Here is a 26,811-nt window from a genome sequence, read left to right on the forward strand (position 1 = left end):
CGTGATCGCTGCCGTCAGCGACGTCTTGCCATGGTCAACGTGACCGATCGTGCCAATGTTGACGTGCGGCTTATTGCGCTCAAACTTGCTCTTTGCCATGTGAATTGCTTCCTGTGAACGTGAAGTAGTTTCCCCGGCGTACCGGTTTGGTGTCGCCGTTTAAGGCTTTGTAAGCGAATGCGCAAGACTTAATTGTGAAAGCGTCTTCGCGCGCGCCCTAAGCGTGCCTTGAGGCCCGTATATGGCATCTGATTTGCGACATTCAAACCCTCGCGAGGGCGAAGCGGGCATCCGCTCAATGGCCCCCTCCTCCGGAATGGCCAATCACTAAATAAGATATTTCTATCACAACTTCTTTACCTGCACCGGCATGATGGCTTAAGGACATTTCATCGCCGGGGGGAGACGGGCGACTGGAATCCGGCGCAGGCGCGCCATCCCAAGCCATATCTCGATCCGTCGCTTCCCTCGCGACCTCTCTATCCGTTTCAGGACCATCCCATGGAAATCTTCACAGCCGCCGGTTTCACGGCATTCTTACAGGTCATCGCAATCGACCTCGTGCTGGCGGGCGACAACGCCATCGTCATCGGCCTTGCCGCCGCCGGTCTGCCCGCTCACCTTCGCCGCAAGGCGATCCTGGTCGGCATCATCGCCGCCACGGTTCTGCGCATCGGCTTTGCCGCCGTCACCGTGCAGCTTCTCGCCATTGTCGGCCTGCAATTGTTCGGCGGCCTGCTGCTCGCCTGGGTGTGCTGGAAGATGTGGACGGAACTGCGTGAGGCCGCAGGCTCCATCGAAGACGAGGTGACGGATGAAGAGGCCGACCTGACCAAGGGGCACAAGACCTTCTTCCAGGCCGCGACCCAGATCGTCATCGCCGATGTTTCCATGTCGCTGGATAACGTCCTTGCCGTCGCCGGCGCCGCACAGGAACATGTGACGGTGCTGATCATCGGCCTCGTCGTTTCGATTGCGCTCATGGGTCTTGCCGCCAACTTCGTCGCCAAGCTGCTGCACCGCTATCGCTGGATTTCCTATCTCGGCCTGATGGTCATCATCTATGTCGCCCTCAACATGCTGTATCACGGCACGCTCGAGGTCCTGCCCTATCTCCAGCCCTATCTGAGCTGAAACGACCAGCAGAAACGCTTCTCCAGAAGGCCCGGAACACCAGTTTCCGGGCCTTTTTTCTTGGCCTGTACCATCAGGCCGCCTCACCCTCTTTGCCGTCGCAGGACAGGAAGAATCAATCGCCGCGCTTGCTGCAACATCGGGAGAAGACAGGGAAATCGTGAATTTTCGCCGATGGATTCTGACAATTGAGGTCAGCCACGGGCAAGCCTAGGGAGCTAGTCAATAAGTCATAATAATAAAAAGAAAGGTAAAGCTGCCAATGGCTTATGACTGGAGCGGCGGTCGTACCCGCCGCCTTCGCAGGGTGAGGCTCGGTGTTGTCGCCAGCTCTCTTATCCTGCTGGCGCTTCTTGCGTCGCTCGTTCTTGGCTGAACGCGCCGCGCGCGCACTCCCACGCTGACCGGCGGCATGGCAAGGTTTTCAAAAAACCGCCCTGCCGCCGCTCCTTTGAGGCAAAGCGCCCGACGATCAGGATTTCTTCGCCTCCACGCAATGAACCGGCTTTTTCATCTCCGGATCCGCCATCAAATCGTAAAGATCCGCCTCCTCGCCCTTCGACCACCAGACATAAATACCGCCCTGATATTTGGCGCCTGACCCGGAAATGACATTTGCGGCAACGGTGACACCATCCTTCAGCCCCAGCCGCACGAGGCTGATCTCACCGGCATTGAAATAGACGGCCTCCACCTTGTCGGCGGCGCATTGATAGACGGTCTCCACCTTTTCGACCGTCGTGTCTTTCGGGAGCGGAATCACCAGCTCTTCAGCCAGGGCGCTGGTAGCAACCGACATGGAGAAAGCTGCAAGGCATGTCGCGGCAACGGATTTTTTCATGATGACCCTTTCCTGATTTCACCGAACCATAAGGTCACGCCAGCAAAGCCGAAATGGGGCGGCCGCCTCTCACCATATCAAATTTTCGGGAATATCGGCCTTGCAGCCATCTGACGGTTTTATCGTCGCACAGGCCTTGCGGCACTTTCATTCAGACCGGCAAGCTGTGATAAAACCTATCGAAAAAGCCAATAAACAACACCAAGGATCACCGTCCACATCAGCAGCGATATGGCCAGCACGGTGAGATAGTTTCGAAATCGTCTGGTCATCCGCCCACATTGCCGGCGAGCCGTCATCGGACAGCCGCAGCCGTTGAATTGCTGGATGCGGATCGAGCCGCAGGGTCAAGTCTTTCTATCAAGAGACTGAATCGCAAGCCATTCGCAGATTTTACCCGCCCGAAAACGGGGTTGCCCCATACCGCGCGTTTCCATCCACCAATGAACGGACTCATCCGCGATCAAATCCTGATCGCGGACAAGAAGCGATATCCGCATCTGCCAGCGAATGGCGGCAAGGGGAAAAGAGGCCAGGGGCAAACGATCACGGCCGAATCGGTTCACGCGTTATCCGAACCATGTCGGATAACGCGCCAGTGCCGGAGGTAATCCGCCCCCCGCCTGTCTCAGCTCTTCAGGGCCGTGTTGCACAGGCTCCAGTAGCCGCCGCCCTTCTGGATCCATTTCAGATCGCCGAGCGTGCCGTCATTCTTGTTCTTGTGATAGGAGTCGACACAGGTTTTCAGGCGAGCCTTTGCGGGCGTCTCGCTTGAATATTTCTTATCGACAGCACTCGGGAAAGCGACGCCCTTCGGGGCCTTTGTCGTCGCTTTTGCGGGTTCTTTTTCGGTGGTGGCCGCGACCTGCTTGTCGTCGGCCGCATCCTCGGCTGCCGCCTCGCTGCCGCAGAACTTGGCGCGATAGTCGTTCCACTTGACGTCCTTGGCCGACCCGTCGGCTTTCGCCGCCTGATATTTCACGCTGCACTCCTTCATGGTGAGTGCGGCTGCGGGGGAGACAAACGCCGCCGATGCCAGCAGCGCAAAGGATGAGAGAATGACAACCCTGTTAAACATTGAAGACTCCCGTTTGCATGATTGCCGGCCGACTATCTGACCGGATTTTCCGCTTGTCAACGAGCAGTGCGAAAGGACGGGAAGCGAAGCAGGCGGGAATGGAACTTGCTTGCCGGACACACCGTCTTCCCGGTGAAGGCAGCATCGCACCGTCATCATGAAAGCCGCCGCAGGACCGGGAGCACCCCGATATTGCCGCTTCAACCGCCTCCTGCGCCCAGCCCGGAGAATCACGTGTTCGTGTGGCGTCAACCCTTCACCGGAACGAATTTCCTAAGTTTTCGTTAGCATACCGAACGAATAACGAGGATTTATCGATGTTGAGGATGCCGAAGACCATCTCCGCGCTCGCTCTTGGCGTCGCGATATCTGCCGCTGCTGTCGTGCCCGCCCATGCGTTGAGCCTCATACAGCCGGCCTACGAAATACAGGCGCAGGCGCAGAATTCAGATCAGCGAGGCTACCCCGCGTCTGCCTTTGCGGCAGGGAAAGGCGAAGAGGCCACGCCCAACGGCTACGCCCTGTCTCAAGCCGAGATCAACCATATAAAATGGTGTGCAGCGCGTTACACATCCTACCACCCCACCGACAACAGCTATATGGCCCCTGCCGGCACGCGGACGCAGTGCCGCTCACCCTATTGATTCGGTGAGGCCCGGGGGAGCATCTCCAGCCCGGGCCGTTGCCGACAAGATAAAATTTACCTTAAATTCTACTGATCTGAACCTTTTGCCCGGCCAGCCGTTTGAACGCGTGCCAACGGGGAAAACGCGATGTTTTGGAATCTGGAAAAGCTTGAACAGGAGCGACTTGATCTGATCGAGGTCATCACGGCCCTGCGTCGCGTGGAGCGCCTGTCGAAAACGGACCGCACCTCGATCTTTGAGGAAATAACGGCGCATATGGGAAGGCTGAGCGAACTGGACGCGGAAAAACTGCGAATCCAGTCGGCGCTGGAGCCATCCTGAAGACGCGTTCTGCATGGTGTGACCCCCACAGACGCAGTCAGACCTCATAACAAAGAACTCAGGAAGAACGCCCTTCCTACAGGTGGAAAAATGCCAGAAGACGGCCGCATGTTTCCGCCGAGGCAAAAGGCGGCAAAACAGCGCTAAAGAAACTTAATTGATGATATTGGGGAGAAGCTGGAGCGGGTAGCGGGAATCGAACCCGCGTATTCAGCTTGGAAGGCTGCTGCTCTACCATTGAGCTATACCCGCGGTGGTGATTTCGATCCGTGCAGAATGGTGGAGGGAGTTGGATTTGAACCAACGTAGGCGTAGCCAACGGATTTACAGTCCGTCCCCTTTAACCACTCGGGCATCCCTCCAGCTTTCTGCTAGGATCGAGCGACCAAGCTCTTCAGATTTCGCTGCGGCGAAGCGCCGTTGCGTCGTCTGTGGCGCGTATATGACGGCCTCGTTCGTTTCTGTCAACACGCCCTTTCACGAATTTTCGGGAAAAAATTCAAACCTCTTTACGGCCCTGTGGATTATCGCGGGGGCTGGTGCGCGCCTCCCGGCGGAGATATAAGGCGCCATGAGCAAAGACGATCCCAAGAACAAATCCACCCGCGACACGCACTATGCCAACCTGCGCCGCGCCGTGCGCGACGCCAAGCGCGAGCGTGGCGAAATTCCGACCCCGCAGCAGCCGAAGCGCAAGAACCGCGGCGCAGACGACTGGAAGCCGCCGCAGCTTGCGCCCGATCAGGTGCATCTTTACGGCCTGCATACCGTGCGTGCGGCACTCGCCAATCCCGAACGGCAGATCGTCAGGCTCTCCGTCACCCAGAACGCCTTTGCGCGGCTGGATATCGGTGAGGCGGATGCCCAGCCCTTCCCCGTCGAGATGGTTTCGCCGCAGGATATCGACAGGGTCCTCGGCCCCGAGGCCATCCACCAGGGCGTGATGCTGGAAACCCGGCCGCTGCCGGTCAAGCGTCTCGGGGCGCTGAAGGACAGCCCGCTCATCCTCGTGCTCGATCAGGTCACCGATCCGCACAATGTCGGCGCCATCATGCGCTCGGCGGTCGCCTTCAACGCCGGCGCCGTCATCACCACCATGCGCCACAGCCCGACCGAGTCAGGCGTACTGGCGAAATCGGCTTCCGGTGCGCTGGAACTCATTCCCTATATCCAGATCACCAATCTGGCCGATGCGCTGGGCGAGCTGCACAAGCTCGGCTTCTTCTCCGTCGGTCTGGATTCGGAAGGCCCCGCCCCCATCGAACAGACCTTCAGCGGTGAAAAAATCGCGCTGGTGCTGGGCGCCGAAGGCAAGGGCCTGCGCCAGAAAACGCGCGAAACCGTCTCGGCGCTCGCCCGTCTCGATATGCCGGGCGAGATCAAATCGCTCAACGTTTCGAATGCGGCAGCCATCGCCCTTTATGCAACGCAGCAATTTCTGGGCAAAGCGTCGTCCTGACGCCTTGCCTTCCTTGCGAAATGACAAAGCGCAACGCATGCTGCGCCTTTGTCATTCGCACGGAGCAAATCTCAACATGACCAACCCGACCATCAAACCGACCGGCGAGCTGACGCTGAGAACGCTCGCCATGCCGGCCGACGCCAATCCGGCCGGCGATATTTTCGGCGGCTGGGTCATGTCGCAGATGGACTTGGCGAGCGGTATCCGTGCAGCGGAGCGTTCCCGCTGTCGCGTCGTCACCGCGGCGGTCAAGGAAATGGCCTTCGAGTTGCCGGTGAAGATCGGCGACACGCTGTCCATCTATACCGACATCGCCCGCGTTGGCCGCACCTCCATCACCCTGACGGTGGAAGCCTGGGCGCAGCGGTCGCGTTATGACAAGCTGGAAAAAGTCACCGCCGGAACCTTCATCATGGTGGCGATGGACGAAACTGGACAACCCACGCCCATTCCGGCAGCGGAATAAGCGCGCTGCGGCGCTGGGCTCCAGCGCCGCTCTCCATCTAAGCGGCATATATAACAAGCAGCATCGGCATCCCACGCCTTGCCCGGGATCGTTATTGCCCTTCCCAGCCCGTCATTGTGTCGCGGTGACATTTCGCTGCAAATATGACATTCCGATTGCATGGGATTCATTCGCAGGATCATGCAGGACAGAAGTTCGGCTGGCGCCATCGCCATGCTGGCGGTTCTGCTTTTCCTTTTGCAGGGTCTCGCCAACGGCCTGACCAGCGGCAATATGGCGATGGCCGCGCTGGCGGCGGATGAGATCATCTGTTCCAGCCATATGCCGGAAGGCGGCTCCGGCAAACAGAACCCGGCCGGCAAGATCGCCGGTGACTGTTGCGGCACGCTCTGCCGTCTGGCTTCGGCAACGGCCGCCGCTCTTCCGGTTATCCCCATCGAGCGCACGGACAATATTCTCCCCACGGTCGAAGTCGCCTTCCTGAACGTCGACGCGGTATTGCCGCCATCGCCGCCCAATCTGGAATCGCGCCCACGCGCACCTCCCTCCGCTCCGCAACGCTAGAACACTCTCCGGCCTGCCGGAAAATCAATTCTCTCGCGGAGACATTCATGTCCGTTACGACCTCTTTCGAGGGCGAGCGTGCGCCTGCGCATTCCTCGTCCGCAAATCTTTACCGCGCCGTATGGCGCTGGCATTTCTATGCCGGTCTGCTCGTCCTGCCCTTCATGATATCGCTCGCCGTCACCGGTGCGCTTTATCTCTTCCGGGACGAGTTCGACAATCTCATCCATTCAGACCTGAAGCGGATCGAAGTGGTGCAAAATGCGCCGAAAGCGCTGCCTTCCGAGATCGTGAGTGCAGCACTTGCGGCCTTTCCCGGCACAGCCATCAAATATACCACCCCCGCCGGTCCGGGCGCATCGACGGAAATCACCGTCAATACGGCGGATGGAAAGCGGGCCGTCTACGTCAATCCCTACACTGCGGAGGTTGCGGGCTCCCTGCCGGATCGCGGTACCGTCATGTGGACGATCCGTTATCTCCACAGCCTGAAATATTTCGGCACCTATGCCCGCTATCTGATCGAGATCGCCGCCGGCTGGTCCATCCTTCTTGTCGCCACCGGCATCTATCTCTGGTGGCCGCGAAAGCAGACCGGCGGTGTCGTGACCGTGCGCGGCACGCCGAAAAAGCGGGTGTTCTGGCGCGATACCCATGCCGTTACCGGCATTTTCGTCGGTTTTTTCATCGTTTTCCTTGCCGTCACCGGCATGCCCTGGTCGGGCGTGTGGGGCGCCAAGGTCAATGAATGGGCGAATGGCAGCAACTTCGGATATCCGGCGGGCATTCGCACCGATGTACCGATGTCGGGCGAGCATCTCGATCACGTGGCGAAAACAAGCTGGTCGCTGGAGCAGGCGAAAATCCCGAAATCCACCCATTCCGCCGAAGGCCAGCCAATCGGGATCGACGAGGCGATAGCACGTTTCGACGCGCTCGGTCTTGCCGCCGGTTACGCTGTCGCCCTGCCGGGAAAACCAACGGGCGTCTATAGCGGCTCCGTCTATCCCGACGATCTGGCGCAGCAACGTGTCGTCCATCTCGATCAATATAGCGGCAAACCGCTGATCGATATGAGCTACGCCGATTACGGCCCGCTCGGCAAGGCGCTTGAATGGGGCATCAATGTGCATCTGGGCCAGCAATATGGCCTCGCCAACCAGATCGTGCTTCTGGCGGCCTGTATCGGCATTGTGCTGCTTGCCGTATCCGCCGGCATCATGTGGTGGAAACGCCGCCCCAAGGGTTCGCTCGGCGTGCCGCCTTTGCCGCAGGAAAAACGCGCCCTGTACGGTCTGCTCGCCATACTCGCCATCGGCGGCATCATTTTCCCGCTGGTGGGCGCGAGCCTGCTGGCCATGCTGGCGCTGGATCTGATCGTACAGTCGCGCCAGAAACGACGCGCGATCTGAAAATGAAAACAGCCGGGCGAAAATCCCGGCTGTTCCCCCGTTATCGGCAATGCGACGGCGACGGCCCTCAGAACATCGTATTGGTGTTCGCCGCCTTTTCCGGCACCTCCTGGATCACGTCCCAGTGCTCGGTGATCTTGCCGTCGGTGACCCGGAAGATATCGACGATGGCCCTGCCGCGATCACCTTCATTTTCCGTCGAATGGATGTGCAGATAGACCAGATCGCCATCCGTGGCGCTGCGAACGATCCGCGCTTTCGACTGCGGATTCTCCTTGAAGAAGCCGGTAAAATAATTGACGAACGGCGCCTTGCCGTCCGGCACCATCGGGTTGTGCTGCTTGTAGCTGTCGACGAGGACGGTGGCGCCCTTCGCCACATCATGCTTGTTGAAGACCGTATCGTAAAACTCGATCACCAGTTTGCGGTTGGCTTCTTCCTGCGCGAAGTCCCGTGCTGCGGTTTGCGCCAGAACGGGTGCCGCCATCAAGGCGGGCACGAGGGCGAAAGCGGCGATGGCGAGACGGCGTGTTACGAAATTCATGGGTGATACCTCTCAATAACCGACGGTGAAACGCTGGCGGGAATGCTGCGGCTTCTCGATTTCATCGACAAGCGCGATGGCATAATCTTCGAAGGAAATGCGGCTGCCCTCATCGTTGCTGAGGAGATTATCCTTGCCGATGCGGAATTTGCCCGTTCTTTCGCCCGGCACGAACTCGGCGGACGGCGACAGGAAGGTCCAGTCGAGCTGTTTTTCCTGTTTCAGAATATCCAGAAACTCCGCACCCTTGGTCGCTTCGGCCTTGTAGGCGGCCGGGAAATCCGGCAGGTCGACCACACGCTGGCCCGGCGCGATTTCAAGGCTGCCGGCGCCGCCGACGACGAGATAGCGCTGAACACCGGAGGCGCGCACGGCCTCGATCAGCGTTGCCGGATCGCTGGCGGTGAAATGCACAGAACTGATCACGGCATCGTGACCCTTCAGCAGTTCCGAAAGCCCTGCCTGATCGAAAACATCGCCCTTCTTTGCCACCACATTCGGCAGGCTGGCGATCTTTTCGGGATTGCGGGCGATTGCCGTCACCTGATGTCCCCGGTCGGAAAGTTCCTTCAGAATACGGGACCCGGCATTGCCGGAAGCGCCGATGAGCGCGATTTTAGCCATGGCTTCTTTCCTCTTGTCACTATCGTTACCGGTCTAGATTATAGACCGCGAGGAAGAGCTATGGTATCGCAGCCATAGCCGCAAGAAGTCAGCGGCGGCTGATCTGGTCACATGGCGATGACCTGCAGGGTAAAAGGGCAAGGGGTAAGGACATGGCGGATACGCAGACGAAAGAGGTTTTTGCCTTCGACCAGCCCTGCCCCATCCGCGATGTGCTGGACCGTATCGGCGATCAATGGAGCCTTTTGGTTCTGGAAGCCCTGCAGGGCGGCGTGCTGCGCTTCAACGAGTTGAACCGCAGGATCGACGATATTTCCAAGCAGATGTTGTCCCGCACCCTGAAGCGGCTGGAAGAAGATGGCTTCATCCGCCGCACGCTTTATGCCGAGGTGCCGCCGCGCGTGGAATATGAGCTGACCAATCTCGGCCGCTCGTTTCTGGTGCCGATGCAATTGCTGGTGCAATGGGCTGACGAGAACCACGTTCGCATCTGCAAGGCCCGCCTGCAATATTCCGAAAACGACAGTCGCGGCTGACCGGAAGCAGGTCACTTCTAGCCCAGCCGGTAAACCTTGCAGACCAGCCCCGCCGGCTGGCGATAGGTCGTAAATCCCATGGCGTCGTAATAGCTTTGTCCGAGCATGTTGTCCGCGCCGATGCTGGCATCGATATTTTTAAGGCCACGCGCCTCCGCCGCCCTGTGCGTTGCCGCGAAGAGGGCGGATCCCACACCTCTTCGCGCCGCCTGCGGGCTGACGTGGGTGCCAATGATGCCCCAGCCTTCCGCCACGCCATAGGGATTGTCCGTCCGCGCATAACGTAGCGACTGGAAGCCCAGGATACGCCCGTCGTCGTCCTCGGCGACCGAGCATTCGATACGGTCGGCATGCTGGATGTAATTCTCCAGCACCGCCGTAATGTCCGTCGGCGCTTTTCGGAGGCCGGCCGAGAATATCTCGTTCTGAACCGCCGCCATTCCGGTTGCATCGTCAACTGTCGCAGGCCGTATTTTCATCGATACATCACCTCATATCCGTTGCGACTGGTTCCGGGCCGGCAAGCGCCGGGTATTTATTCCTTTTCAGGAGCGGAAAATGAAGGACGCACCGAAAGCGATCAGCGCGAAACCGATCACGTGATTGATGGTGATGCTTTCCTTCAGCCAGAAGATCGAAAACAGCGCGAAGACCGCGAGCGTGATGACTTCCTGAATGGTCTTGAGCTGCGCGGTCGAATAGACCTCCGAACCGATGCGGTTCGCGGGAACGGCAAGTACATATTCGAAGAAGGCGATGCCCCAGCTGGCGACAATCGCCAGGAAGAGCGCGCTGCCCTTGTGCTTGAGGTGGCCGTACCAGGCGAAGGTCATGAAAACATTGGAGGCGATGAGCATCAGGACAGGCCAGATATGGGCAGGGCTGATTGAGAACGGCATGATGGGTCCTGGAAAAAAGGGAGGGATGTCATGAAATGCGGCAGGAGAAGGCAGTCAGAAGGGAACCCTCATTCCACCCGTATGGATTTGCTCTAGCGCATCCGCCCGAAAACCGGAATCGATTTTCTACGGATTTGAACAAAGCTGTCTTCAGCCGCTACGCAACGCATCCGGCCGAATTTTGTTCCGCACGCTTCGTTTCCTTTTTGTACTCATTTTTTCACCACATCCCCTTCCCTTTATGCGTGACTCCCTCCATATTTCGCCCATGGCCAGATCACCGAAAAACTCCACCTCCTCGCCCTCGGGCTTCGAGGAAGCTCCGCAATCGTCCTTCGAAGGCGCGCCGCTCAGCGGCAGCGTCGCCGATTGGGTGAAGCAGCTCGAGGCGGAAGCGGAGGCGTCCTCCGTGGAAACCCAGCGCGAAATCGCCTCGAAGGCCGGCAAGCACCGCAAGAAGATCGAGATCGAAGCGCGCAAGGAGGCCCAGAAAGCCCCCCCGAAGACGGCCAAGAACACCACGGCCTCCAAGACCGCGCGCGGCGTTTCCATCGGCGCATCGAGCGATCCGAAAACCCGCGCCGCCGCCGGTCTCAATCCGGTCGCCGGCATGGACGTATCGCTGGAGGATGCCGCCAACCTCGCGCCGGGCGCCGTCACCGCCACGGTGGATGCGCTGTCGAAACTGATCGAGAGCGGCAATCCGCTGTTCAAGGACGGCAAGCTGTGGACGCCGCACCGCCCGGCCCGCCCGCCGAAATCGGAAGGCGGCGTCGTCATCCGCATGGCCTCGGACTACCAGCCCGCCGGCGACCAGCCGACGGCCATCAACGACCTCGTGGAAGGCATCAATTCCGGCGAACGCAGCCAGGTGCTGCTCGGCGTCACCGGCTCGGGCAAGACCTTCACCATGGCCAAGGTGATCGAGGCAACGCAGCGCCCGGCCGTCATCCTCGCCCCCAACAAGACGCTGGCCGCGCAGCTCTATTCGGAGTTCAAGAACTTCTTCCCCGATAATGCGGTGGAATATTTCGTCTCCTACTACGATTATTATCAGCCGGAAGCCTATGTGCCGCGCTCCGACACCTTCATCGAGAAGGAATCCTCGATCAACGAACAGATCGACCGGATGCGCCACTCCGCCACCCGCTCGTTGCTGGAGCGCGACGACTGCATCATCGTCGCTTCAGTGTCGTGCATCTACGGTATCGGTTCGGTCGAGACCTATACGGCCATGACCTTCCAGATGCAGGTCGGCGACCGGCTGGACCAGCGCCAGCTTCTCGCCGACCTCGTGGCCCAGCAATACAAACGCCGCGACATGGATTTCCAGCGCGGCTCGTTCCGCGTGCGCGGCGATACCATCGAAATCTTCCCGGCCCACCTTGAGGATGCCGCCTGGCGCATCTCGATGTTCGGCGACGAGATCGATTCCATCACCGAATTCGATCCACTGACGGGCCAGAAGACCGGCGACCTGCAATCGGTCAAGATTTACGCCAACTCGCACTATGTCACCCCGCGCCCGACGCTGAACGGCGCGATCAAGTCGATCAAGGAAGAGTTGAAGGTCCGTCTCGCCGAACTTGAGAAAGCAGGACGCCTGCTGGAAGCCCAGCGACTGGAACAGCGTACCCGCTACGATATCGAGATGCTGGAAGCGACCGGCTCCTGCGCCGGTATCGAAAACTATTCGCGTTATCTCACCGGCCGCAATCCCGGCGAACCGCCGCCGACCCTGTTCGAATATATTCCTGATAATGCCCTGCTGTTCATCGACGAAAGCCACGTCTCCGTCAGCCAGATCGGCGGCATGTATCGCGGCGACTTCAGGCGCAAGGCAACGCTGGCCGAATATGGCTTCCGCCTGCCTTCCTGCATGGACAACCGGCCGCTGCGCTTCGAGGAATGGGATGCGATGCGCCCGCTCACCGTGGCGGTTTCGGCCACCCCCGGTTCCTGGGAGATGGAACAGTCCGGCGGCGTCTTCGCCGAACAGGTCATCCGCCCGACCGGTCTCATCGATCCGCCGGTGGAAGTACGTTCCGCCCGCAGCCAGGTGGACGACGTTCTCGGCGAAATCCGCGAGACCGCCGCCAAGGGTTACCGCACGCTCTGCACCGTGCTGACCAAGCGCATGGCCGAGGACCTCACCGAATATCTGCATGAACAGGGCGTCCGCGTCCGTTACATGCACTCTGACATCGACACGCTGGAGCGCATCGAGATCATCCGCGACCTGCGCCTCGGCGCTTTCGACGTGCTTGTCGGTATCAACCTGCTGCGCGAGGGCCTCGATATTCCCGAATGCGGTTTCGTCGCCATCCTCGATGCCGACAAGGAAGGCTTCCTGCGTTCGGAAACCTCGCTGATCCAGACCATCGGCCGCGCCGCCCGTAACGTCGACGGCAAGGTCATCCTCTATGCCGATAACATCACCGGCTCGATGAAGAGGGCCATGGAGGAAACCTCCCGCCGTCGCGAAAAGCAGATGGCCTATAATGCCGAACACGGCATCACGCCGGAATCGGTCAAGGCGAAGATTTCCGACATTCTTGATTCTGTTTATGAGCGCGATCACGTAAGGGCCGATATTTCTGGCGTTTCCGGCAAGGGCTTCGCCGATGGCGGCCACCTCGTCGGCAACAATCTGCAGGCCCATCTCAACGCGCTGGAAAAATCCATGCGCGACGCCGCCGCCGATCTCGACTTCGAAAAGGCCGCCCGCCTGCGCGACGAAATCAAACGCCTCAAGGCCGCCGAACTGGCGACCATGGACGACCCGATGGCCAAGGAGGAGGCCCGCGCCATCGAAGGCGGCGGAAAAAACAACAGACGCAGCCACTTGTCGATCTCCCCGCCGGAGGGTGAGACATCCGGCAGGACAGAGGCAGGTGCCGCAGCGAACGAAAGCGGCAAATCCCTCTTCGCCAAACCCTCGCTGGATGAAATGGGTCCCGGCTCGGATGCGGGAAAACCGCTGTTCCGCAGGAACACACTGGACGAGATGACGGTGGGCAGGACCGAAAAACCCGTGCGCGGCGCGGTGCCCGACAAGCCCGAGACCGAGCCCGGCAAACGGTTCTCACCGTTGCTGGAGGGCCAGCCGGAGCGCGCCACGGACGATCCACGACCGCTGGTGCGCGGCAAGATCGGCGCGGGTTCCTATGAGGATGCCGGCGAGCAGAAGCGCAAGAGCCGAACCAAGGGCAAGACGGGCCGGCCGGGGCGCTGACGCCCGCGTCCGCGGTATTCGACGCCAGGCATGTCTATTGCGAAAAACATGACCGGAGCACCCGCGCGCTCCAGCAACGGCGATCAGCTTTCGCACTGCCTGATCCGCGCTGCGATCTGGCCCGCCAAACGCGACGTATGAAGAAGCAATAAAATGCTACTCTTTAGGCAAAGAAGTCTTGCATTGCGTCAGCAACTCATTGAATCGCTAGCTCTAGTCTTGACCTAAAACTTTCAATTAGACGCTCTGCGTCATATTCAACGCCACCGCCGCCCGGATCAGCGCCGCCAGCGCCTCCTCATCCACGATATCCCCCTCGTGAAAATCAATCGCCCGCCGCATATTGCCCTCAAGGCTCGAATTGAACAGCCCCGCCGGGTCCTCCAGCGAGGCGCCCTTCGCAAATGTCATCTTCACCGCGCTTTTGTAGGTTTCGCCGGTGCAGAGGATACCCGCATGCGACCAGACCGGCACGCCGCGCCATTTCACCTCTTCCACCACCTCCGGATCGGCCTTCCTGATCACCGCGCGAATATGCGCGAGCGTCTCGCCGCGCCAGTCGCCGAGCTCCGCGATCTTGCGGTCGATGAAGTCCGATGGTGCGGTCTCCTCCGCATCTTTCGTCATCGTGTTTTTCGCCATGGCATCCTCCCGATTTCGACGCACGCCTGTTTCCTTTTCAGCATAGATGAAATTTTCCTGCCCTCCCATGAGGAACCAAATCCGCCTCCCGTCGTTTCCTCCCCGAACGCAACGTTCAGCATACAAAGGGAAGAAACATCATGAAAATCAAGGTCATCGCTCTCGCTGCGGCAGCAGCGCTCTCCTCTTCCGTGGCTTTTGCCCAGACGGCCACCACGGCTCCTGCTGCCGGCGCGGACGCCACTTTGTCCGGCCCCGGCATTACCATGGGAACGAAGGCCAGCAGCCCGCTGAAGTTCGTTAATGTCCAGAACACCGACCTCACCGCCTCCCAGCTCGATGGCATGGACATCTATAACGCCAAGAACGAAAACATCGGTGAAATCGAAGATGTCGTCATCGGCGACGGCAAGTCGGTGATCGGCCTTGTGGCCAGCGTCGGCGGCTTCCTCGGCATCGATAAGAGCTATGTGGTGCTCGACCCGGCTTCCGTCGCGGTCCACAACGACAACGGCACCCCGAAGGCCTATGTCGACACCACCAAGGAAGCGCTTCAGAATGCTCCGAAGCTCGATTACGACAAGCTGGACGACTGATTACCCCTGCAGTCCACAAGCTTGTCCCCCCGCGCCCTGTCGCGGGGGTTTTCATGTGTGGCACCCTATCGGAAAACCCGGCACTCGCAGCCGGAGGGCCCTTGCCTGACGGCGCGCCTCTCGCCTATCTTCGGCGCGCAAATCACCAAGGATCGCTGCGTGCCCGCCAATAGCCTCTTTTCCTTTGCCATCAGCACCGCCATCGCGCTCAGCGCCCTGCCGCTGTCAGCGCAGGCGGCCGACTGGAAACCGGCCGAGCAGATAAAAACCTATGCTATCAGCGGCAATACGGGCGGTGCGCTTTATCAATCGATCGGCGAGCGCGGTCCAACCGCCGGCGTGCAGGCCATTGCCCACACCACCTTCAAGCTAACATGGCGGCGGGATTACCGTCCGCAGCCGGATGGCGCCTGCGTACTGGCCACCGCAAGGCCCAATCTCACCATCATCTACACCTGGCCGAAAGCGCCCGCCAATCTGCCGCCCGCAGTCGCCGCCAGCTGGAGGACCTTCATTTCCGGCGTGGAAACCCATGAACGCGTCCATGGTGACCATATTCTCGACATGGTGAAAAAGATCGAAGCCTTCAGCATCGGGCTGAGGGCGGAAAACGATACCAAATGCCAGAAGGTGCGCGCCGTTCTGCAACAGCGTCTGGGTGAGCTTTCCAACGAGCAGCGCCAGCGCGGCCGCGATTTCGACCGGGACGAGCTTTCCCCCGGCGGGCGGGTGCATCAGCTCATCCTCGCCCTCGTCAACGGCCCCTGAACAGCCGCCTATTCCGCCGCCTCGCCTTTCAGCAAGGGCTCGGCCAGCGTCACGCTTTCCAGCTCGTAGGAATAACCTTCGAGCATCGTATAGGCCTGTTCGATTGCCTCGATCTGGGCTTCGGCATTACGGATGGCTTCGGCGATGGACTGGCTGCGGGCGCGCAGCATCGAACTCAGCACATCGGTTTCCGGCTTGCGACCGAGACGGTCCATATGTTTGCGAACCCGCGTGCGGTGCCGTTCCAGCTCGAGAATATGGAAACGGCTTTTCAGAATATCGTCGGTCAGCTTGCGGCGCATGGCGGCCACGGGGTCGAAACTGCCGGGTTCGCGTTCGTCCAGAATGAATTCATTCACCAGCGTTTCCAGCATCAGCAGGCCCTTGAGGTCCTTGGCGTCGGCAAGCTGCGGATCGTAGCCCGTATCGTCGAATACCTTGCGGCGCACCGGATCCTTCAGCAGCTCATAGGCCGTCTGCAGGCGCGCGAATTGCTCGGCATCGCCGCCGCTATCGGGATGCGCGGCCTTGGCCACCTTGCGGTAGGCCGACTTGATCGCCGCCTCGTCGGCATCGCGCTCCACGCCAAGCAAAACATAGGGATCAATCACAAAAACACCTTCAAACGCAAACTGTTACCCGCATGCCCAACACCGCTCCCGTCTGGCACGCGGGCGGATCATAGGCCAATTCCGCCCGGCGCGGCACCCCGCCCCGGCGGTTAAACCGGCAAAGCCCACACAAAGCCTCGCGGCGCGCCGCATCGTAACGGGCGGAAAAGCCCTTGATGCCGAAATTTGTCGGACCCAAGGCGACTATAATGACAGGCGGGACAAAATTGTGGAAAGCGGCGGCAAAACATGCCGCACGGTTTCGCACCTGCCGCAGCCGGCGGGAAAACACCGCAGGAAGAAGCGTAACCGGCGCGTTTTCAGGGGGTTATGGTGGAAAGACGCCAACGGGTGTAAGCTTGGCCTTTGGATTAGAAGGGAGGATGATCCGATGCCGCAAACGATTACCCAGACCGTCACGGACTATGTCCATGCCATGGCCTATGCGGATGAGAGCCTGATGCGTGACGTTTTCGACCCGCGCGCCAGCATCGTCGGAACCTTCGAAGGCGAAATCGAATGGCTGTCCCTGGAGGACTTTGTCGACCAGATGCGTAAAAGCGAACGCGGCCTCCCCGATCACGATCCCGCTTTTGAAATCATGGGCATCGACAAGGAAGGCGACAGCGCTTCGGTGAAGCTGACGACCCGTTTCGACGGTATGGATTTTTACGAATATCTGTCCCTGCTGGAACGCGACGGCAACTGGTCCATCGTGCACAAGCTCTATCACATAAAGCCGTAGGCGATCATCGAAACCGCCACCCCGCATTGTGCGCTTGCGCGTTCCACTCGCAGCCACGGCTCGCGATCCGGTTATTTTGCCGCTGAAAGAACTAGAACAGGTCGCTGTAGATCGCCGTTATCCAGAGCGCGTTAAAGAAGAGCCAGACAACACCGAGCCACATGATTTTGCGGCTGTTATCGGTTCTCATCGCCACAATCGCAATAAGCAGACCGCCGACTATCCTTGCCAGATACCATGGCCCGAGCTGTTCGAAGTGTTCCCTGCCCTTGATGTAGGTGTCCACCAGATCGAAGACAAACGAGGCCGCAAACAGGGCAAAGAACGCATGTCGCCTGCGCACGAAAAAACTTTCCCGTTCAGACAATTCCTGAATATGATCGGGATAAAGCAGCGTCGACATCAAAAAGAACAGCGACGTGTAGACCAGAACGAAAATGTAAATCCAGAAATTCCAGTTGTGGATCAGCCGCAGGGCAAACTCCCACCACCAGAAATGGACAGCTCCAAGAAGCAGGACAATCGACCAGACGATCTGCGCGTGCATGCGGTCGGTCTTCTGCGGCTCCTGCAGCCTTCTGGAAAGACCGGACAACACTCTGGTAATGGCCAGGCCGAGGATGAGGCTTACCAATATCCGCAAATGACCATATGCATCCATTGAAAACGCCCGCTGTTGCTCAACTTATCTGCCGAACAATATGCTTAAACCTTGGGGCTTTACAACTCTGGCGGATGCCCCGCCCTTCCCGATCTCGCCTTCTAGTGGGCTGAACCGGCTTCCCGATGCGAAAGTCTCCCCGGCTGGCAGGCCGAGGCCGGTCACTCCAGTTTCATCAGGGCTCAACCAACGGCAGCGGCAGACGCAAAGCGTCACCCGGTGCATTCAACCGAATAGATTTCAAGATTAAGCGATTGATTTTACTGGTGCCCCCGGCAGGGTTCGAACCCGCGACCCCCTGATTACAAATCAGGTGCTCTACCAACTGAGCTACAAGGGCAAGCCAGTGCCTTGCCAACTATCAGATTCTGACTTGGTGTAAAGCAAAAACTAACGCTGTGGCATCGACAGACCGCTTTTCCACACCGTGGCCGGCTGGGCTGTCCGCATGATCGCAATTGTAGCAAAAGGCCCGGAAAATAAGCGAAGTATTTACGCAGCGCCACTAGAATGGCGATGAAACATAACCATTCCAGTGAGAACAACGCATCATATGCGCGCGAGCATACAGAAAATCCAGCTGACAGGCACGATCATCATCGCCGTAAGCTCCATCCTGCTGGCAACCCTTGCCGCGCTGCCCAGCGTCTATAATTATCTGCGTTATCGCACCAATGCCGCGCAGCTCACCCGCTTTGAAACCGCTCTCCAGTCCGCATGGCTGGTGTCGGCCGAGCGAGGCCCCGCCAATAACCTGATGGGCGCATCCGTGCAGGATGCAGGGCTGACCGAAGGGCTTGCCGCCGCGCGCAAGGCAACGGACGACAAGCTGTCAGAGCTGGAGAAATCCTTCGCCAACGATATCAGAACACAGCCTGAACTGGCGAAGTCGCTTGCTGAAACCCGCCAGAAGCTCGAGCAATCGCGAGAGCTGGTCGATCAGGTTGCCGCGCTCCCTCCTGAGGCGCGTAACCACGGCGCGATGTCCAACGCGATTTCATCGATGTTCAAGGCGGCGGACAGCGTCAATCTGCTGCGCGGCAGGGCTGCACGCGCCATCATCAAGGTGACGCCCGACGTGGCGATCGACATCGCCATGACCGGCACGGCGGGCGTGATGCGCGACCGTATCGGCCGCCTCGGTTCCTATGTGATCATGAGTCTCAAGGCGAACAGGCAGGAAAAGCTCGGTTATCGCGCCAAGTTCGATACCGAGATGCAGAGCCTCCTGTCGCTGAAAGCATCGCTGACCAATTATACCGCCGCCTATCTCTCGACGCCGCGACTGGACGGCGCATTGCGCGATCTTGAAACCCAATATTTCGGTCAGGCCTTGCGTTACGCGCAGAACACGATCGTGATGGCGGTGCCATCCGCCCAGCCAAGCGCACTTGAATTCTCCAGAAACTATATTGCCGGCATGCGGTCGTCCGACACCCTGCGCGACCTTATTCTGTCCGAAACGCGCGCGCGGATCGAAAAGAAAAAGCAGGAGGCCCTGATCTATGGCGGAACCTCGCTCTTTCTCGCCGGCATCGCGGTTCTGGTGCTGTTGCGGCTGACATCCGTTTACAAAACCGCGCTGTTCCGGCCCATGCAATCCGTCCAGGCGCAGATCGCCGCCATCGCCGGCGGTGATCTTTCCGAGGGTAATCATGAGGACAGGGTTGCTCCGGAAGTGAAGAAGATGTTCGAGGAACTGGATTTCCTGCGCGAACAGCTGCGCCAGAAGGGCGAAATGGAAAACCAGCAGCGTGCGCTGGCCGAACAGCTGCGCACCCTTTCCGAAACCGATGCACTGACGGGCGTCTTCAACCGCCGCGCACTCGAAAAGGCTGTTCGCTCCATATTGACGGGCGAGGAGCAATGTCAGTCGCTCGGCGTGATGATTGTCGATATCGACCATTTCAAATCGATCAACGACCGTTACGGCCATGCCATGGGTGACATTGCGCTTCAGAAGACCGCGGGCCTGTTGCGCAGCGCATTGCGCAAGGACGACATTCTTGCCCGATATGGCGGTGAGGAATTCGTCGTCGTGCTGCAGGATGTCAGCCACGCCACGGCGACGGCCACGGCCGACCGCCTTCGCCGCCTGATCGAAGCCCAGACCATCGACGAGCAAAGCAGCCTGTCGCTGACGGCAAGTTTCGGCGTGGTCTGGCAGGAAGCGCGTGCAATCAACAGCTGGGACGAGTTGATCGCCATCGCCGACGACCGGCTTTACGAAGCCAAGCGTGCGGGCCGCAACCGGGTCTGGGCAACCTATTTCCCAAAGGTCGCGAACGGCTAGGAACATCGTCGGCGGCGGACTTCGCCTCGACTAGATCAAATCCAGCGTCATGACCACGGGGCAATGATCGGAAGCCTTGGGGCGATCCCAGCCGGTGCGGGGATAACGTTCGACCACCTGCCCCGGCGGGAATATCGTCCGGAAAGGCTGTCCATTGCGAATGATTTCGGGAACATGCGTGGCGTTCGTCTCCGCCAGACGCGGGGACAGCCAGATATAGTCGAGCTGGCACAGATGCTGCTCCTGCGGCCCGCGTGAGTGGTAAAGCGTCCAGCGATCCATGACGTCACGGCGCATCATCGGATTGACCACGAAACCATCGGCCGAAAGGATATCGAGCGCGCTGCGCTCCTCCTCGACCGGCGTGAAGCTGTAGCCGCTGCGCCTGTCGCCGGAAATCGCGACACGCTCCTGATAATCGTTCAGATCGCCGCAGATCGCGAAATTCTTGTTGCGGGTATTGCCCACACCCCAGCGGTTTTCAATGATACGGCGCACGGCCATGGCCTCCGCCTCGCGGATCGGCATGGTGGCGATGCGAGCGTCGACCGCATCACGGGCATTGGTCATGGATTTGAAATGCGTGACATAAAGCGTCAGCGGCTTGCCGCCGATCCTCAGATCGATTTCCAGGCAATCCCGTTTGAAAATCTTGTCGTCTATCTGGTTTGTGGCGGCAAGCGCGGGATTGAAGAGATCGAGATTGCGATAGGTCAGCGCCGCATGGCTCTTTATGTCGACCACCTCGATCCTGTCGCCGTCCCGCGTCTCCTCACGCATGACGACGGCGACATCGATGCCGCGGCTGTCATTGCCTTCGACCAGATATTTCTGCAGATAGCCATTGCCGACCATGCGATAGAGATAGCCATATTCGAAGGCCTGCAGCGCGGCCATGTTGTCCACTTCCTGCAGGCAGAGAATATCGGCATCCGCATCGGCGATGGCGAGTGCCGAAAGCTGGCGCGTGTCGTCGGTTGAAGAGACCATCCGCGCGCTTTCCAGCGCCTGATAGGTCGCCTCATCGCGAATGTCGAAAAGCTGGATCGCCCTGTCGCGCCGCGTCTGGTTGCGAAAGCCGGTGAAATCGAAACGGGTGAGGAGATTTTCGATATTGAAGGTGGCAAGCCGAAGCGACATGAATCAATCCTATTGCTACAGGGGAAGCTTAGCTGGTGTCGCGCCGCCTCGCCAGTAGCGAGGGCCACGTCCTTTACCCTCCCTCATTCCTGTGCTTGTCACAGGAATCCAGTCAGCCCAAGTCCTTGGGCTAAAAGGATTCTTTTCGCCGCGCAGACGCGCGTCGGCTGGATCCCTGTGACAAGCACAGGGATGAGGGAAGTACACTTATCGCACTAAAGCCGCCACGCCGCGCGGATGGCCACTGGCAGACGGTCCCCGACTGCAACCGCTTCCCGCGAATACGCCCTCAGCGCCTGCCCGTCCGGCATGTCGAGACGCAGGGCATAACGCTCGCCCTCGTAAAGAACCGACGTCACAGTGCAGGTAATACCCTCTGCATCCCGCACCACATCCTGCGGCCGCACGAGAATATCCGCCTGCGGCAATTGCCTGCCGCTCTCCATCGCTGCCCGAAGCACCGACCAGTCGAGATCGCGCGAAGTCCCTTCCGGCACCGGCAATGTCACGATCGCCCCCTGCCCCACCAGCGAGCCGACCAGCCTGCCTTCGGGCCGCGCATAAAGCGCCGCCGGTGGCGCGACCTGCAACAGCTTGCCCTGCGACATGACGGCAACATCGGTTGCCAGCGCCATGGCTTCCGCCTGATCGTGGGTGACATAGATCATCGTCGCGCCGGAGCGGATGTGGAATTCGCGGAATGTCTCCTCCATCTCCTGCCTGAGATGCCGGTCGAGATTGGCGAGCGGCTCATCGAGCAGCACCACGTCAGGCTCGGTAACGAGGCAGCGGGCAAGCGCCACCCGCTGCCGCTGGCCACCGGACAATTCAGCGGGGCGGCGATCGGCGAAGCTCTCGAGGCGGACGGCGGCCAGCGCCTGGCGCACCTTCTCGCGATATTTCTCGCCCGAAATGCCGCGCACCTTCAAGGGATAACCGGTATTGTCGGCAACCGACATATGCGGCCACAGCGCATAGGACTGGAACACCATCGCCATGTTGCGCCGCTCCGGCGGCACCATGCTGCCGGCATCGGCCAGCACCCGCTCGCCGAGCAGGATGGAACCGTCGGTCGGCTGTTCGAAACCGGCGATCATGCGCAGCACCGTCGTCTTACCGCAGCCGGAAGGCCCGAGCAGAGCGAGAAAACCGCCATCGCGCACGGTGAGCGACACATCGTCCACGGCTGGTTTCGAACCGGCACCGAAACTCTTCGACAGGCGGTTGAGGATCAGTTTCGCCAAGGGACCACTCCTTTCGGCAGATAGCGCCCCAGAATTTCCAGCAGAGCCATGAGGGAAATCACCATGATGACGACAAGCACCGAAAGTGCCGAGGCAAGATCGAAGCTGCCGCTGTCATCGAGATTGTAGATGAGCACACCGAGTGTCTGTGTGCCGGCGGACCACAGCAGCGCCGAGACCGTCAGCTCGTTGCAGGCGATGAGGAAAACAAGAATGACCGATGCCCCCGCCGCAGGCCCGACCAGCGGCAGGATGATATCCTTCAGCCGCCGCCAGAAACCGGCGCCGGAGAGCCTTGCTGCCTCTTCCAGCGACGGATCGAATTGCAGGAAGGCGCTGACCATGGGTTTCAGGCTGACGGCGAAGAAGGAGGAGAAATAGGCGAGCAGAATGATCCAGATCGTGCCGTAAAGCGTGATGCCGACAAGCGGAATGGGAGCCGCGAAAAGCAGCACGAAGGAGACGGAAATCACCACCCCCGGCAGCGCATAGGGAATATCGACCAGCGCCGAGAGCAGGAACATGAAGCGGCTCTTGCCGCGCACCAGGAAATAGGCCGTCAGCACCGTCACCGCCAGCAGGCAAAGCGAGGTGGCGGTCGCCAGAAACAACGAGTTGCGGAAGGCGGTACGCGTCACGCTCTGGCGGTAAAGCAATTCCTCATAGGCATGCAGCGTCGCTGTCTTGAGGCTGAGCGGCACGCCATAGGCAGGCGCAAGCGAGCTTGCCACCAGCGCCGTCAGCGGAGCCACCAGCATGAAGAACAGCACGAGCCACAGGGCAAGCTCCGCCGCCACCCGCCACAGCCCAAGCTGGAAGGTCGCCGCCTTGCCGGAAAGGCCGATGATGCGATAATCCCTGCCCTTCATCGCCCGTTCCTGAAGCGCAAGCCCGGCGACCGAGATGATGGCGATCATGGTGGAGAGAATGGCGATATCGCCGAAGGTGCTGGTGCCGAAACTGGCAAAACGGCTGTAGATGAGCGTCGGCAGGGTAAAGATCGAGGCGGGGATGCCGAGGATCGCCGGAATGCCGAAATTGCCGACACTGGACACGAAGGAAATTGCCGCCCCGGCGATCAGTCCCGGCGTCGACAGCGACAGGATGATATCGAACAGCACCCGGCGCGGCGAAGCGCCGGAGAGTTTGGCGGCCTCGATGCCGTCCTGCGGCAAGGCCAGCAGACCGGCCCGCAGCGACAGATAGACGAGCGGCGCATGCTGCACGCCGAGTAGCAGCGCAATGCCCGCAATCGAATAAAGCGGCTGCGGCGATCCCATCGCCGGCGCAAGGCCGATGGCCTTCAACAGCGTGCTCGAGGGACCGGTCATGCCGATCCACGACAGCGCCGTCACCTGCGGCGGGATCATCATCGGCAGCATGAACAGGAAGCTCAGGATCGACTTGCCGCGGACGTCGCAAAGCGTCAGCGTAAGTGCGAAAGCGCCGCCGATGCCGAGCGAAATCAGCATGCCGAAAAACGATGTGGAGAGCGTGTTCAGCGCCGCATCCCAAAGGGCCGGATCGGCGAGAAGCCGCCATATGTCACCGTTAAGTGACGAGATGAGACCGGTATAGGCGAGCCGCCCGAGCGGCAGGGCGCTGAGCGCAAAAACAACGCTGACCACAAAAGGAAACAGCCAGCGCGGCTGGCTGTTTCCGTAGGCATTGGAACGGGACATGCCGCTATATCAGCCCTTGGAGCCGAAGATGTCGGAGAAAGTCTTCAGGTCCTGTTCGGAATTCTTCAGCGCATCGGCAGCGTTGAGCGGCAGAACCTTGATCTTGTCGCGGGCCGGGAAACCTTCCGGCATGCCGGCATCGGCACGAACCGGGATGTAACCGAGCTTGACGAAGCCCTGCTGGCCTTTTTCGGACAGCACGTAATCGACGAACTTCTTCGCCGCTTCCTCGTGCTTGGTGCCTTTGATAATCGCAACCGGCTCAGTGACGGCCGAAACGCCCTCTTCCGGGAAGACGAACTCGACCGGTGCACCCTTGGCCTTTTCGCGGATCGGCATGTAGTCGACGACCACGCCATAGGCCTTTTCGCCCGAAGCGACAGACTTCAGAACCGCGCCGTTGCCACCGCCGGCAATGGCTTCATTGGCCTTCAGCTGCTTGTAATAATCCCAGCCGAGGCCGTTTGCGGCGGCAAGCGTCTGCGCATGGATCAGCGCCGCACCCGAGGTCAGCGGGCTTGGCATGGTGACGAGACCCTTGGCTTCCGCCTTGGCCAGATCCTTCCAGCTCGTCGGCTTCATCGCGGCGGCTGTGTTGTACATGATGCCGGTGGTGATGAGCTTGGTGGAATAATAGAAGCCGTCCACATCATAAAGCGAGGCGTCGATATTCTTGGCTTCCGCGGACTTGTGGGCGAGAAGCTGGCCAGCCTGCTTCATGCGCTCCAGCGTCACGGTGTCGGCGATCAGCAGCACGTCGGCAACCGGATTGCCGGCATTGATCTCGGCCATCAGCTTGGCCATGATCTTCGGCGTTCCGTCACGCACCCATTCAACCTCGAGACCGGGATTGGCGGCCTTGAAACCATCAACGGTCGCCTGCGCGTCCTCGTTGGGCTGGCTGGTGTAAAGCACCAGATCGGCGGCATTGGCGGCGGTGGCGATGAAGCCGAGCGACACGATGGCGGTGAAAGCGGAGAGCAGCGTTTTCATGGGTCCAGTCCCTGTTGTTTGGTGGGACCGCTAAAACATGATTGCATAACATGTATGTGACAGGCAGGATTTTTGGGGTGGGATCTTTTGGGGCCATCGCGGTTAGGAGTAACAATGCCCCTTGGCGCTTGCGGCTCACCCCCTCTGCCCTGCCGGACATCTCCCCCTCAAGGGGGGAGATCGGCAAGAGGCGCTGACACCACTTCATTTTCAACTGTTGCGATAGGCGATACCTTAACCGCGGGTCGATCTCCCCCCTTGAGGGGGAGATGTCCGGCAGGACAGAGGTGGGTGAAGCCACAACCTCCGTCACTGCCGAGAACCGCCGCCCTCAAATCGCCGGCAGCGCCTCGCCCGTTTCCGCCTGCGCCGTCGCGATCAACCGGCCAAGCCGCTTCATGCCCTCCTCGATCATCGCCTCGTTGGCGCAGGAGAAGCTGATGCGCAACGTATTCGTGCCGGAGCCATCCGCGAAGAAAGCGCGACCAGGAACGAAGGCGACCTTTTCCGTGGCGATAGATTTCGCCAGCAGAGCCGCACCGTCCATACCCTCAGGCAACGTCACCCAGATGAACATGCCGCCTTCCGGCTTCGTCCAGCGCGTGCCCTTCGGCATGTATCTATCGAGCGCGGCCAGCATCGCGTCGCGGCGGGCGCTGTAAGCGGCCTTGATCTTGGCGACCTGCTTGTCGAAGCCGCGCGAGGCGACACGTTCGATGGCGATCTGGTTGATGGTGGAGGAATGCAGGTCGGCGGCCTGCTTCATCAGCACCAGCTTGCGGATGACCGGCGCAGAGGCAACGATGTAACCGACACGAAGGCCGGGTGCGAGCGTCTTCGAAAAGCTGCCGCAATAGATGGTGCGGGTGTTCTCGATGCCGCCCGAGCGGGCGATGTCGAGCGCCATGATCGGCGGAACAGCCTCGCCATCGTAACGCAGCGACTGGTAAGCGGCGTCTTCGATGACGGCGATATCCAGCTCATCGGCCAGCGCCAGAACCTTTTCGCGGCCGGCCAAATCGACGGTTTCGCCGGTCGGATTGGAGAAATCGGCCGAAAGATAAGCGAACTTCACTGCACCGCCGAGCTTGGCGGCATTCTCACGGTAGGTCTCGGGCGTGCGGTTGCCGCCGGGGTTCAACTGGTCGTAATTCGGCTCATAGGCGTTGAAGGCGGAAAGTGCGCCGAGATAGGTCGGCCACGTCACCAGCGCCGTATCCTTCGGCGACAGGAACAGCTTGCCGAGATAATCGAGACCCTGCTGCGAACCGGAAACGATGAAGACATTGTCGGCGGTGCAGTCGATGCCGATCTCTGCCATTTCGCCCGCCAGCCATTCGCGCAGAGGCTTGTAACCTTCGCTCACCGAATATTGCAGCGCCGAGTTGACCTGCGAACCCGAAAAAATTTCCGCATAAGCCTGCTGGAACTCCTCTGCGGGAAAAAGAGCCGGGTCCGGAATACCGCCGGCAAAGGAGATGATATCGGGCTGCTCGAGCAGCTTCAGCAACTCACGGATTTCGGACGCTTTCATGCGCGAAGAGCGCGTGGCGAAAATTTGTTCCCAATTGAGCATGGGTACGTTTCCTCTTGTGTCGTTTTTATGCGTGCATCTTTACAGAAATGTCGATACGTCAGCAATACTGACTTATCAGTTTTTCGAATTATTTCTG

Annotated in this window: 28 protein-coding genes and 3 tRNA genes; 13 read left to right on the top strand and 18 right to left on the bottom strand. The window is 59.8% G+C overall.

The window, feature by feature from the left end; translation table 11 throughout:
- The coding region (locus ACQZ5G_RS12980; protein WP_141681087.1) for a GTP-binding protein at nt 1-99 on the bottom strand (99 nt) is incomplete at its 3' end.
- A gap of 402 nt (nt 100-501) precedes the next feature.
- Here ACQZ5G_RS12980 and ACQZ5G_RS12985 point away from each other — a divergent pair.
- Nucleotides 502-1,134: a TerC family protein gene (locus ACQZ5G_RS12985; RefSeq protein ID WP_003522456.1), complete on the top strand. Its 633-nt coding sequence runs from the start codon at nt 502-504 to the stop codon at nt 1,132-1,134.
- A 472-nt stretch (nt 1,135-1,606) separates the two neighbouring features.
- On the opposite strand, the gene ACQZ5G_RS12990 is transcribed toward ACQZ5G_RS12985, so the two are convergent.
- Both ACQZ5G_RS12990 and ACQZ5G_RS12995 read right to left on the bottom strand, forming a co-directional pair.
- Complete coding sequence (locus ACQZ5G_RS12990; protein WP_448736643.1) at nt 1,607-1,975, bottom strand: MliC family protein; 369 nt, start codon at nt 1,973-1,975, stop codon at nt 1,607-1,609.
- Between the two features lie 628 nt (nt 1,976-2,603).
- The gene (locus tag ACQZ5G_RS12995) at nt 2,604-3,053 is read right to left on the bottom strand and encodes a hypothetical protein (RefSeq protein WP_035263391.1); all 450 of its coding nucleotides are present in this window, start codon (nt 3,051-3,053) and stop codon (nt 2,604-2,606) included.
- Between the two features lie 317 nt (nt 3,054-3,370).
- Between ACQZ5G_RS12995 and ACQZ5G_RS13000 the strand changes: the two genes are divergently transcribed.
- The gene (locus ACQZ5G_RS13000) at nt 3,371-3,697 is read left to right on the top strand and encodes a BA14K family protein (RefSeq protein ID WP_448736642.1); all 327 of its coding nucleotides are present in this window, start codon (nt 3,371-3,373) and stop codon (nt 3,695-3,697) included.
- A gap of 129 nt (nt 3,698-3,826) precedes the next feature.
- Nucleotides 3,827-4,021 carry a hypothetical protein gene (locus ACQZ5G_RS13005; RefSeq protein ID WP_035263387.1) on the top strand — a complete coding sequence of 65 codons (195 nt, stop codon included), beginning with the start codon at nt 3,827-3,829 and terminating at the stop codon, nt 4,019-4,021.
- A gap of 178 nt (nt 4,022-4,199) precedes the next feature.
- On the opposite strand, the gene ACQZ5G_RS13010 is transcribed toward ACQZ5G_RS13005, so the two are convergent.
- Together ACQZ5G_RS13010 and ACQZ5G_RS13015 are read right to left on the bottom strand one after the other, a co-directional pair.
- Nucleotides 4,200-4,273 (bottom strand) — tRNA-Gly (locus ACQZ5G_RS13010).
- 25 nt (nt 4,274-4,298) lie between these two features.
- Nucleotides 4,299-4,383, bottom strand: a tRNA-Tyr gene (locus ACQZ5G_RS13015).
- 209 nt (nt 4,384-4,592) lie between these two features.
- On the opposite strand from ACQZ5G_RS13015, the gene ACQZ5G_RS13020 reads away from it, so the two are divergent.
- The 4 genes from ACQZ5G_RS13020 (at nt 4,593) to ACQZ5G_RS13035 (ending at nt 7,925) form a co-directional block, all read left to right on the top strand.
- Nucleotides 4,593-5,480: a TrmH family RNA methyltransferase gene (locus ACQZ5G_RS13020; protein WP_080816616.1), complete on the top strand. Its 888-nt coding sequence runs from the start codon at nt 4,593-4,595 to the stop codon at nt 5,478-5,480.
- A gap of 76 nt (nt 5,481-5,556) precedes the next feature.
- Entirely contained in the window at nt 5,557-5,949 is a 393-nt protein-coding gene (locus tag ACQZ5G_RS13025; RefSeq protein WP_112293594.1) for an acyl-CoA thioesterase, read from the top strand.
- A gap of 159 nt (nt 5,950-6,108) precedes the next feature.
- Nucleotides 6,109-6,513 carry a DUF2946 family protein gene (locus ACQZ5G_RS13030; RefSeq protein ID WP_448736641.1) on the top strand — a complete coding sequence of 135 codons (405 nt, stop codon included), beginning with the start codon at nt 6,109-6,111 and terminating at the stop codon, nt 6,511-6,513.
- Between the two features lie 47 nt (nt 6,514-6,560).
- Nucleotides 6,561-7,925: a PepSY-associated TM helix domain-containing protein gene (locus ACQZ5G_RS13035; protein WP_448736640.1), complete on the top strand. Its 1,365-nt coding sequence runs from the start codon at nt 6,561-6,563 to the stop codon at nt 7,923-7,925.
- A gap of 67 nt (nt 7,926-7,992) precedes the next feature.
- On the opposite strand, the gene ACQZ5G_RS13040 is transcribed toward ACQZ5G_RS13035, so the two are convergent.
- Nucleotides 7,993-8,469 carry a nuclear transport factor 2 family protein gene (locus tag ACQZ5G_RS13040; protein WP_448736639.1) on the bottom strand — a complete coding sequence of 159 codons (477 nt, stop codon included), beginning with the start codon at nt 8,467-8,469 and terminating at the stop codon, nt 7,993-7,995.
- Nucleotides 8,470-8,481: 12 nt separating this feature from the next.
- Nucleotides 8,482-9,093 (bottom strand): NAD(P)-dependent oxidoreductase, encoded by a 612-nt coding sequence (locus ACQZ5G_RS13045; protein ID WP_080816605.1) that lies wholly within the window; start codon nt 9,091-9,093, stop codon nt 8,482-8,484.
- Between the two features lie 152 nt (nt 9,094-9,245).
- Here ACQZ5G_RS13045 and ACQZ5G_RS13050 point away from each other — a divergent pair, with 152 nt between their 5' ends.
- Nucleotides 9,246-9,629, top strand: a complete 384-nt coding sequence (locus ACQZ5G_RS13050; RefSeq protein WP_059759567.1) for a winged helix-turn-helix transcriptional regulator — start codon at nt 9,246-9,248, stop codon at nt 9,627-9,629.
- Between the two features lie 17 nt (nt 9,630-9,646).
- Here the strand turns inward: ACQZ5G_RS13050 and ACQZ5G_RS13055 are convergent, their stop codons facing one another.
- Nucleotides 9,647-10,069, bottom strand: a complete 423-nt coding sequence (locus tag ACQZ5G_RS13055; RefSeq protein ID WP_448737058.1) for a GNAT family N-acetyltransferase — start codon at nt 10,067-10,069, stop codon at nt 9,647-9,649.
- A 105-nt stretch (nt 10,070-10,174) separates the two neighbouring features.
- On the bottom strand, nt 10,175-10,528 hold the full coding sequence (locus ACQZ5G_RS13060) for a DMT family protein (RefSeq protein ID WP_003507620.1): 354 nt from the start codon (nt 10,526-10,528) through the stop codon (nt 10,175-10,177).
- A 268-nt stretch (nt 10,529-10,796) separates the two neighbouring features.
- On the opposite strand from ACQZ5G_RS13060, the gene uvrB reads away from it, so the two are divergent.
- Complete coding sequence (gene uvrB, locus ACQZ5G_RS13065) at nt 10,797-13,763, top strand: excinuclease ABC subunit UvrB (RefSeq protein ID WP_448736638.1); 2,967 nt, start codon at nt 10,797-10,799, stop codon at nt 13,761-13,763.
- 237 nt (nt 13,764-14,000) lie between these two features.
- On the opposite strand, the gene ACQZ5G_RS13070 is transcribed toward uvrB, so the two are convergent.
- Nucleotides 14,001-14,405, bottom strand: coding sequence for a DUF1801 domain-containing protein (locus tag ACQZ5G_RS13070; RefSeq protein ID WP_448736637.1), 405 nt, complete (start codon nt 14,403-14,405; stop codon nt 14,001-14,003).
- Between the two features lie 140 nt (nt 14,406-14,545).
- Between ACQZ5G_RS13070 and ACQZ5G_RS13075 the strand changes: the two genes are divergently transcribed.
- Together ACQZ5G_RS13075 and ACQZ5G_RS13080 are read left to right on the top strand one after the other, a co-directional pair.
- On the top strand, nt 14,546-15,001 hold the full coding sequence (locus ACQZ5G_RS13075; RefSeq protein WP_448736636.1) for a PRC-barrel domain-containing protein: 456 nt from the start codon (nt 14,546-14,548) through the stop codon (nt 14,999-15,001).
- Nucleotides 15,002-15,160: 159 nt separating this feature from the next.
- Nucleotides 15,161-15,769, top strand: coding sequence for a DUF922 domain-containing Zn-dependent protease (locus ACQZ5G_RS13080; protein WP_448736635.1), 609 nt, complete (start codon nt 15,161-15,163; stop codon nt 15,767-15,769).
- Nucleotides 15,770-15,777: 8 nt separating this feature from the next.
- Here the strand turns inward: ACQZ5G_RS13080 and ACQZ5G_RS13085 are convergent, their stop codons facing one another.
- The gene (locus tag ACQZ5G_RS13085) at nt 15,778-16,380 is read right to left on the bottom strand and encodes a J domain-containing protein (protein ID WP_003522436.1); all 603 of its coding nucleotides are present in this window, start codon (nt 16,378-16,380) and stop codon (nt 15,778-15,780) included.
- Nucleotides 16,381-16,771: 391 nt separating this feature from the next.
- Here ACQZ5G_RS13085 and ACQZ5G_RS13090 point away from each other — a divergent pair, with 391 nt between their 5' ends.
- Nucleotides 16,772-17,125: a nuclear transport factor 2 family protein gene (locus tag ACQZ5G_RS13090; RefSeq protein ID WP_003522435.1), complete on the top strand. Its 354-nt coding sequence runs from the start codon at nt 16,772-16,774 to the stop codon at nt 17,123-17,125.
- Between the two features lie 91 nt (nt 17,126-17,216).
- Here the strand turns inward: ACQZ5G_RS13090 and ACQZ5G_RS13095 are convergent, their stop codons facing one another.
- Nucleotides 17,217-17,786, bottom strand: coding sequence for a hypothetical protein (locus tag ACQZ5G_RS13095; protein ID WP_448736634.1), 570 nt, complete (start codon nt 17,784-17,786; stop codon nt 17,217-17,219).
- 264 nt (nt 17,787-18,050) lie between these two features.
- Nucleotides 18,051-18,126 (bottom strand) — tRNA-Thr (locus ACQZ5G_RS13100).
- Between the two features lie 213 nt (nt 18,127-18,339).
- Here ACQZ5G_RS13100 and ACQZ5G_RS13105 point away from each other — a divergent pair.
- A complete protein-coding gene (locus ACQZ5G_RS13105; RefSeq protein WP_448736633.1) occupies nt 18,340-20,079 on the top strand; it encodes a GGDEF domain-containing protein in 1,740 nt (579 codons plus the stop codon).
- 30 nt (nt 20,080-20,109) lie between these two features.
- On the opposite strand, the gene ACQZ5G_RS13110 is transcribed toward ACQZ5G_RS13105, so the two are convergent.
- The 5 genes from ACQZ5G_RS13110 to ACQZ5G_RS13130 form a co-directional block, all read right to left on the bottom strand.
- Nucleotides 20,110-21,219 (bottom strand): endonuclease/exonuclease/phosphatase family protein, encoded by a 1,110-nt coding sequence (locus ACQZ5G_RS13110; protein WP_448736632.1) that lies wholly within the window; start codon nt 21,217-21,219, stop codon nt 20,110-20,112.
- A 215-nt stretch (nt 21,220-21,434) separates the two neighbouring features.
- Entirely contained in the window at nt 21,435-22,463 is a 1,029-nt protein-coding gene (locus ACQZ5G_RS13115; RefSeq protein WP_448736631.1) for an ABC transporter ATP-binding protein, read from the bottom strand.
- Nucleotides 22,451-24,145: an ABC transporter permease gene (locus ACQZ5G_RS13120; protein ID WP_448736630.1), complete on the bottom strand. Its 1,695-nt coding sequence runs from the start codon at nt 24,143-24,145 to the stop codon at nt 22,451-22,453. Before ACQZ5G_RS13120 ends, ACQZ5G_RS13115 begins: the two co-directional genes overlap by 13 nt.
- Nucleotides 24,146-24,154: 9 nt before the next feature.
- A complete protein-coding gene (locus ACQZ5G_RS13125) occupies nt 24,155-25,138 on the bottom strand; it encodes an ABC transporter substrate-binding protein (protein ID WP_448736629.1) in 984 nt (327 codons plus the stop codon).
- 331 nt (nt 25,139-25,469) lie between these two features.
- A complete protein-coding gene (locus tag ACQZ5G_RS13130; RefSeq protein WP_035223971.1) occupies nt 25,470-26,714 on the bottom strand; it encodes an aminotransferase-like domain-containing protein in 1,245 nt (414 codons plus the stop codon).
- Between the last annotated feature and the right edge of the window lie 97 nt (nt 26,715-26,811).

It is taken from the genome of Agrobacterium sp. 22-214-1 (assembly GCF_053522465.1).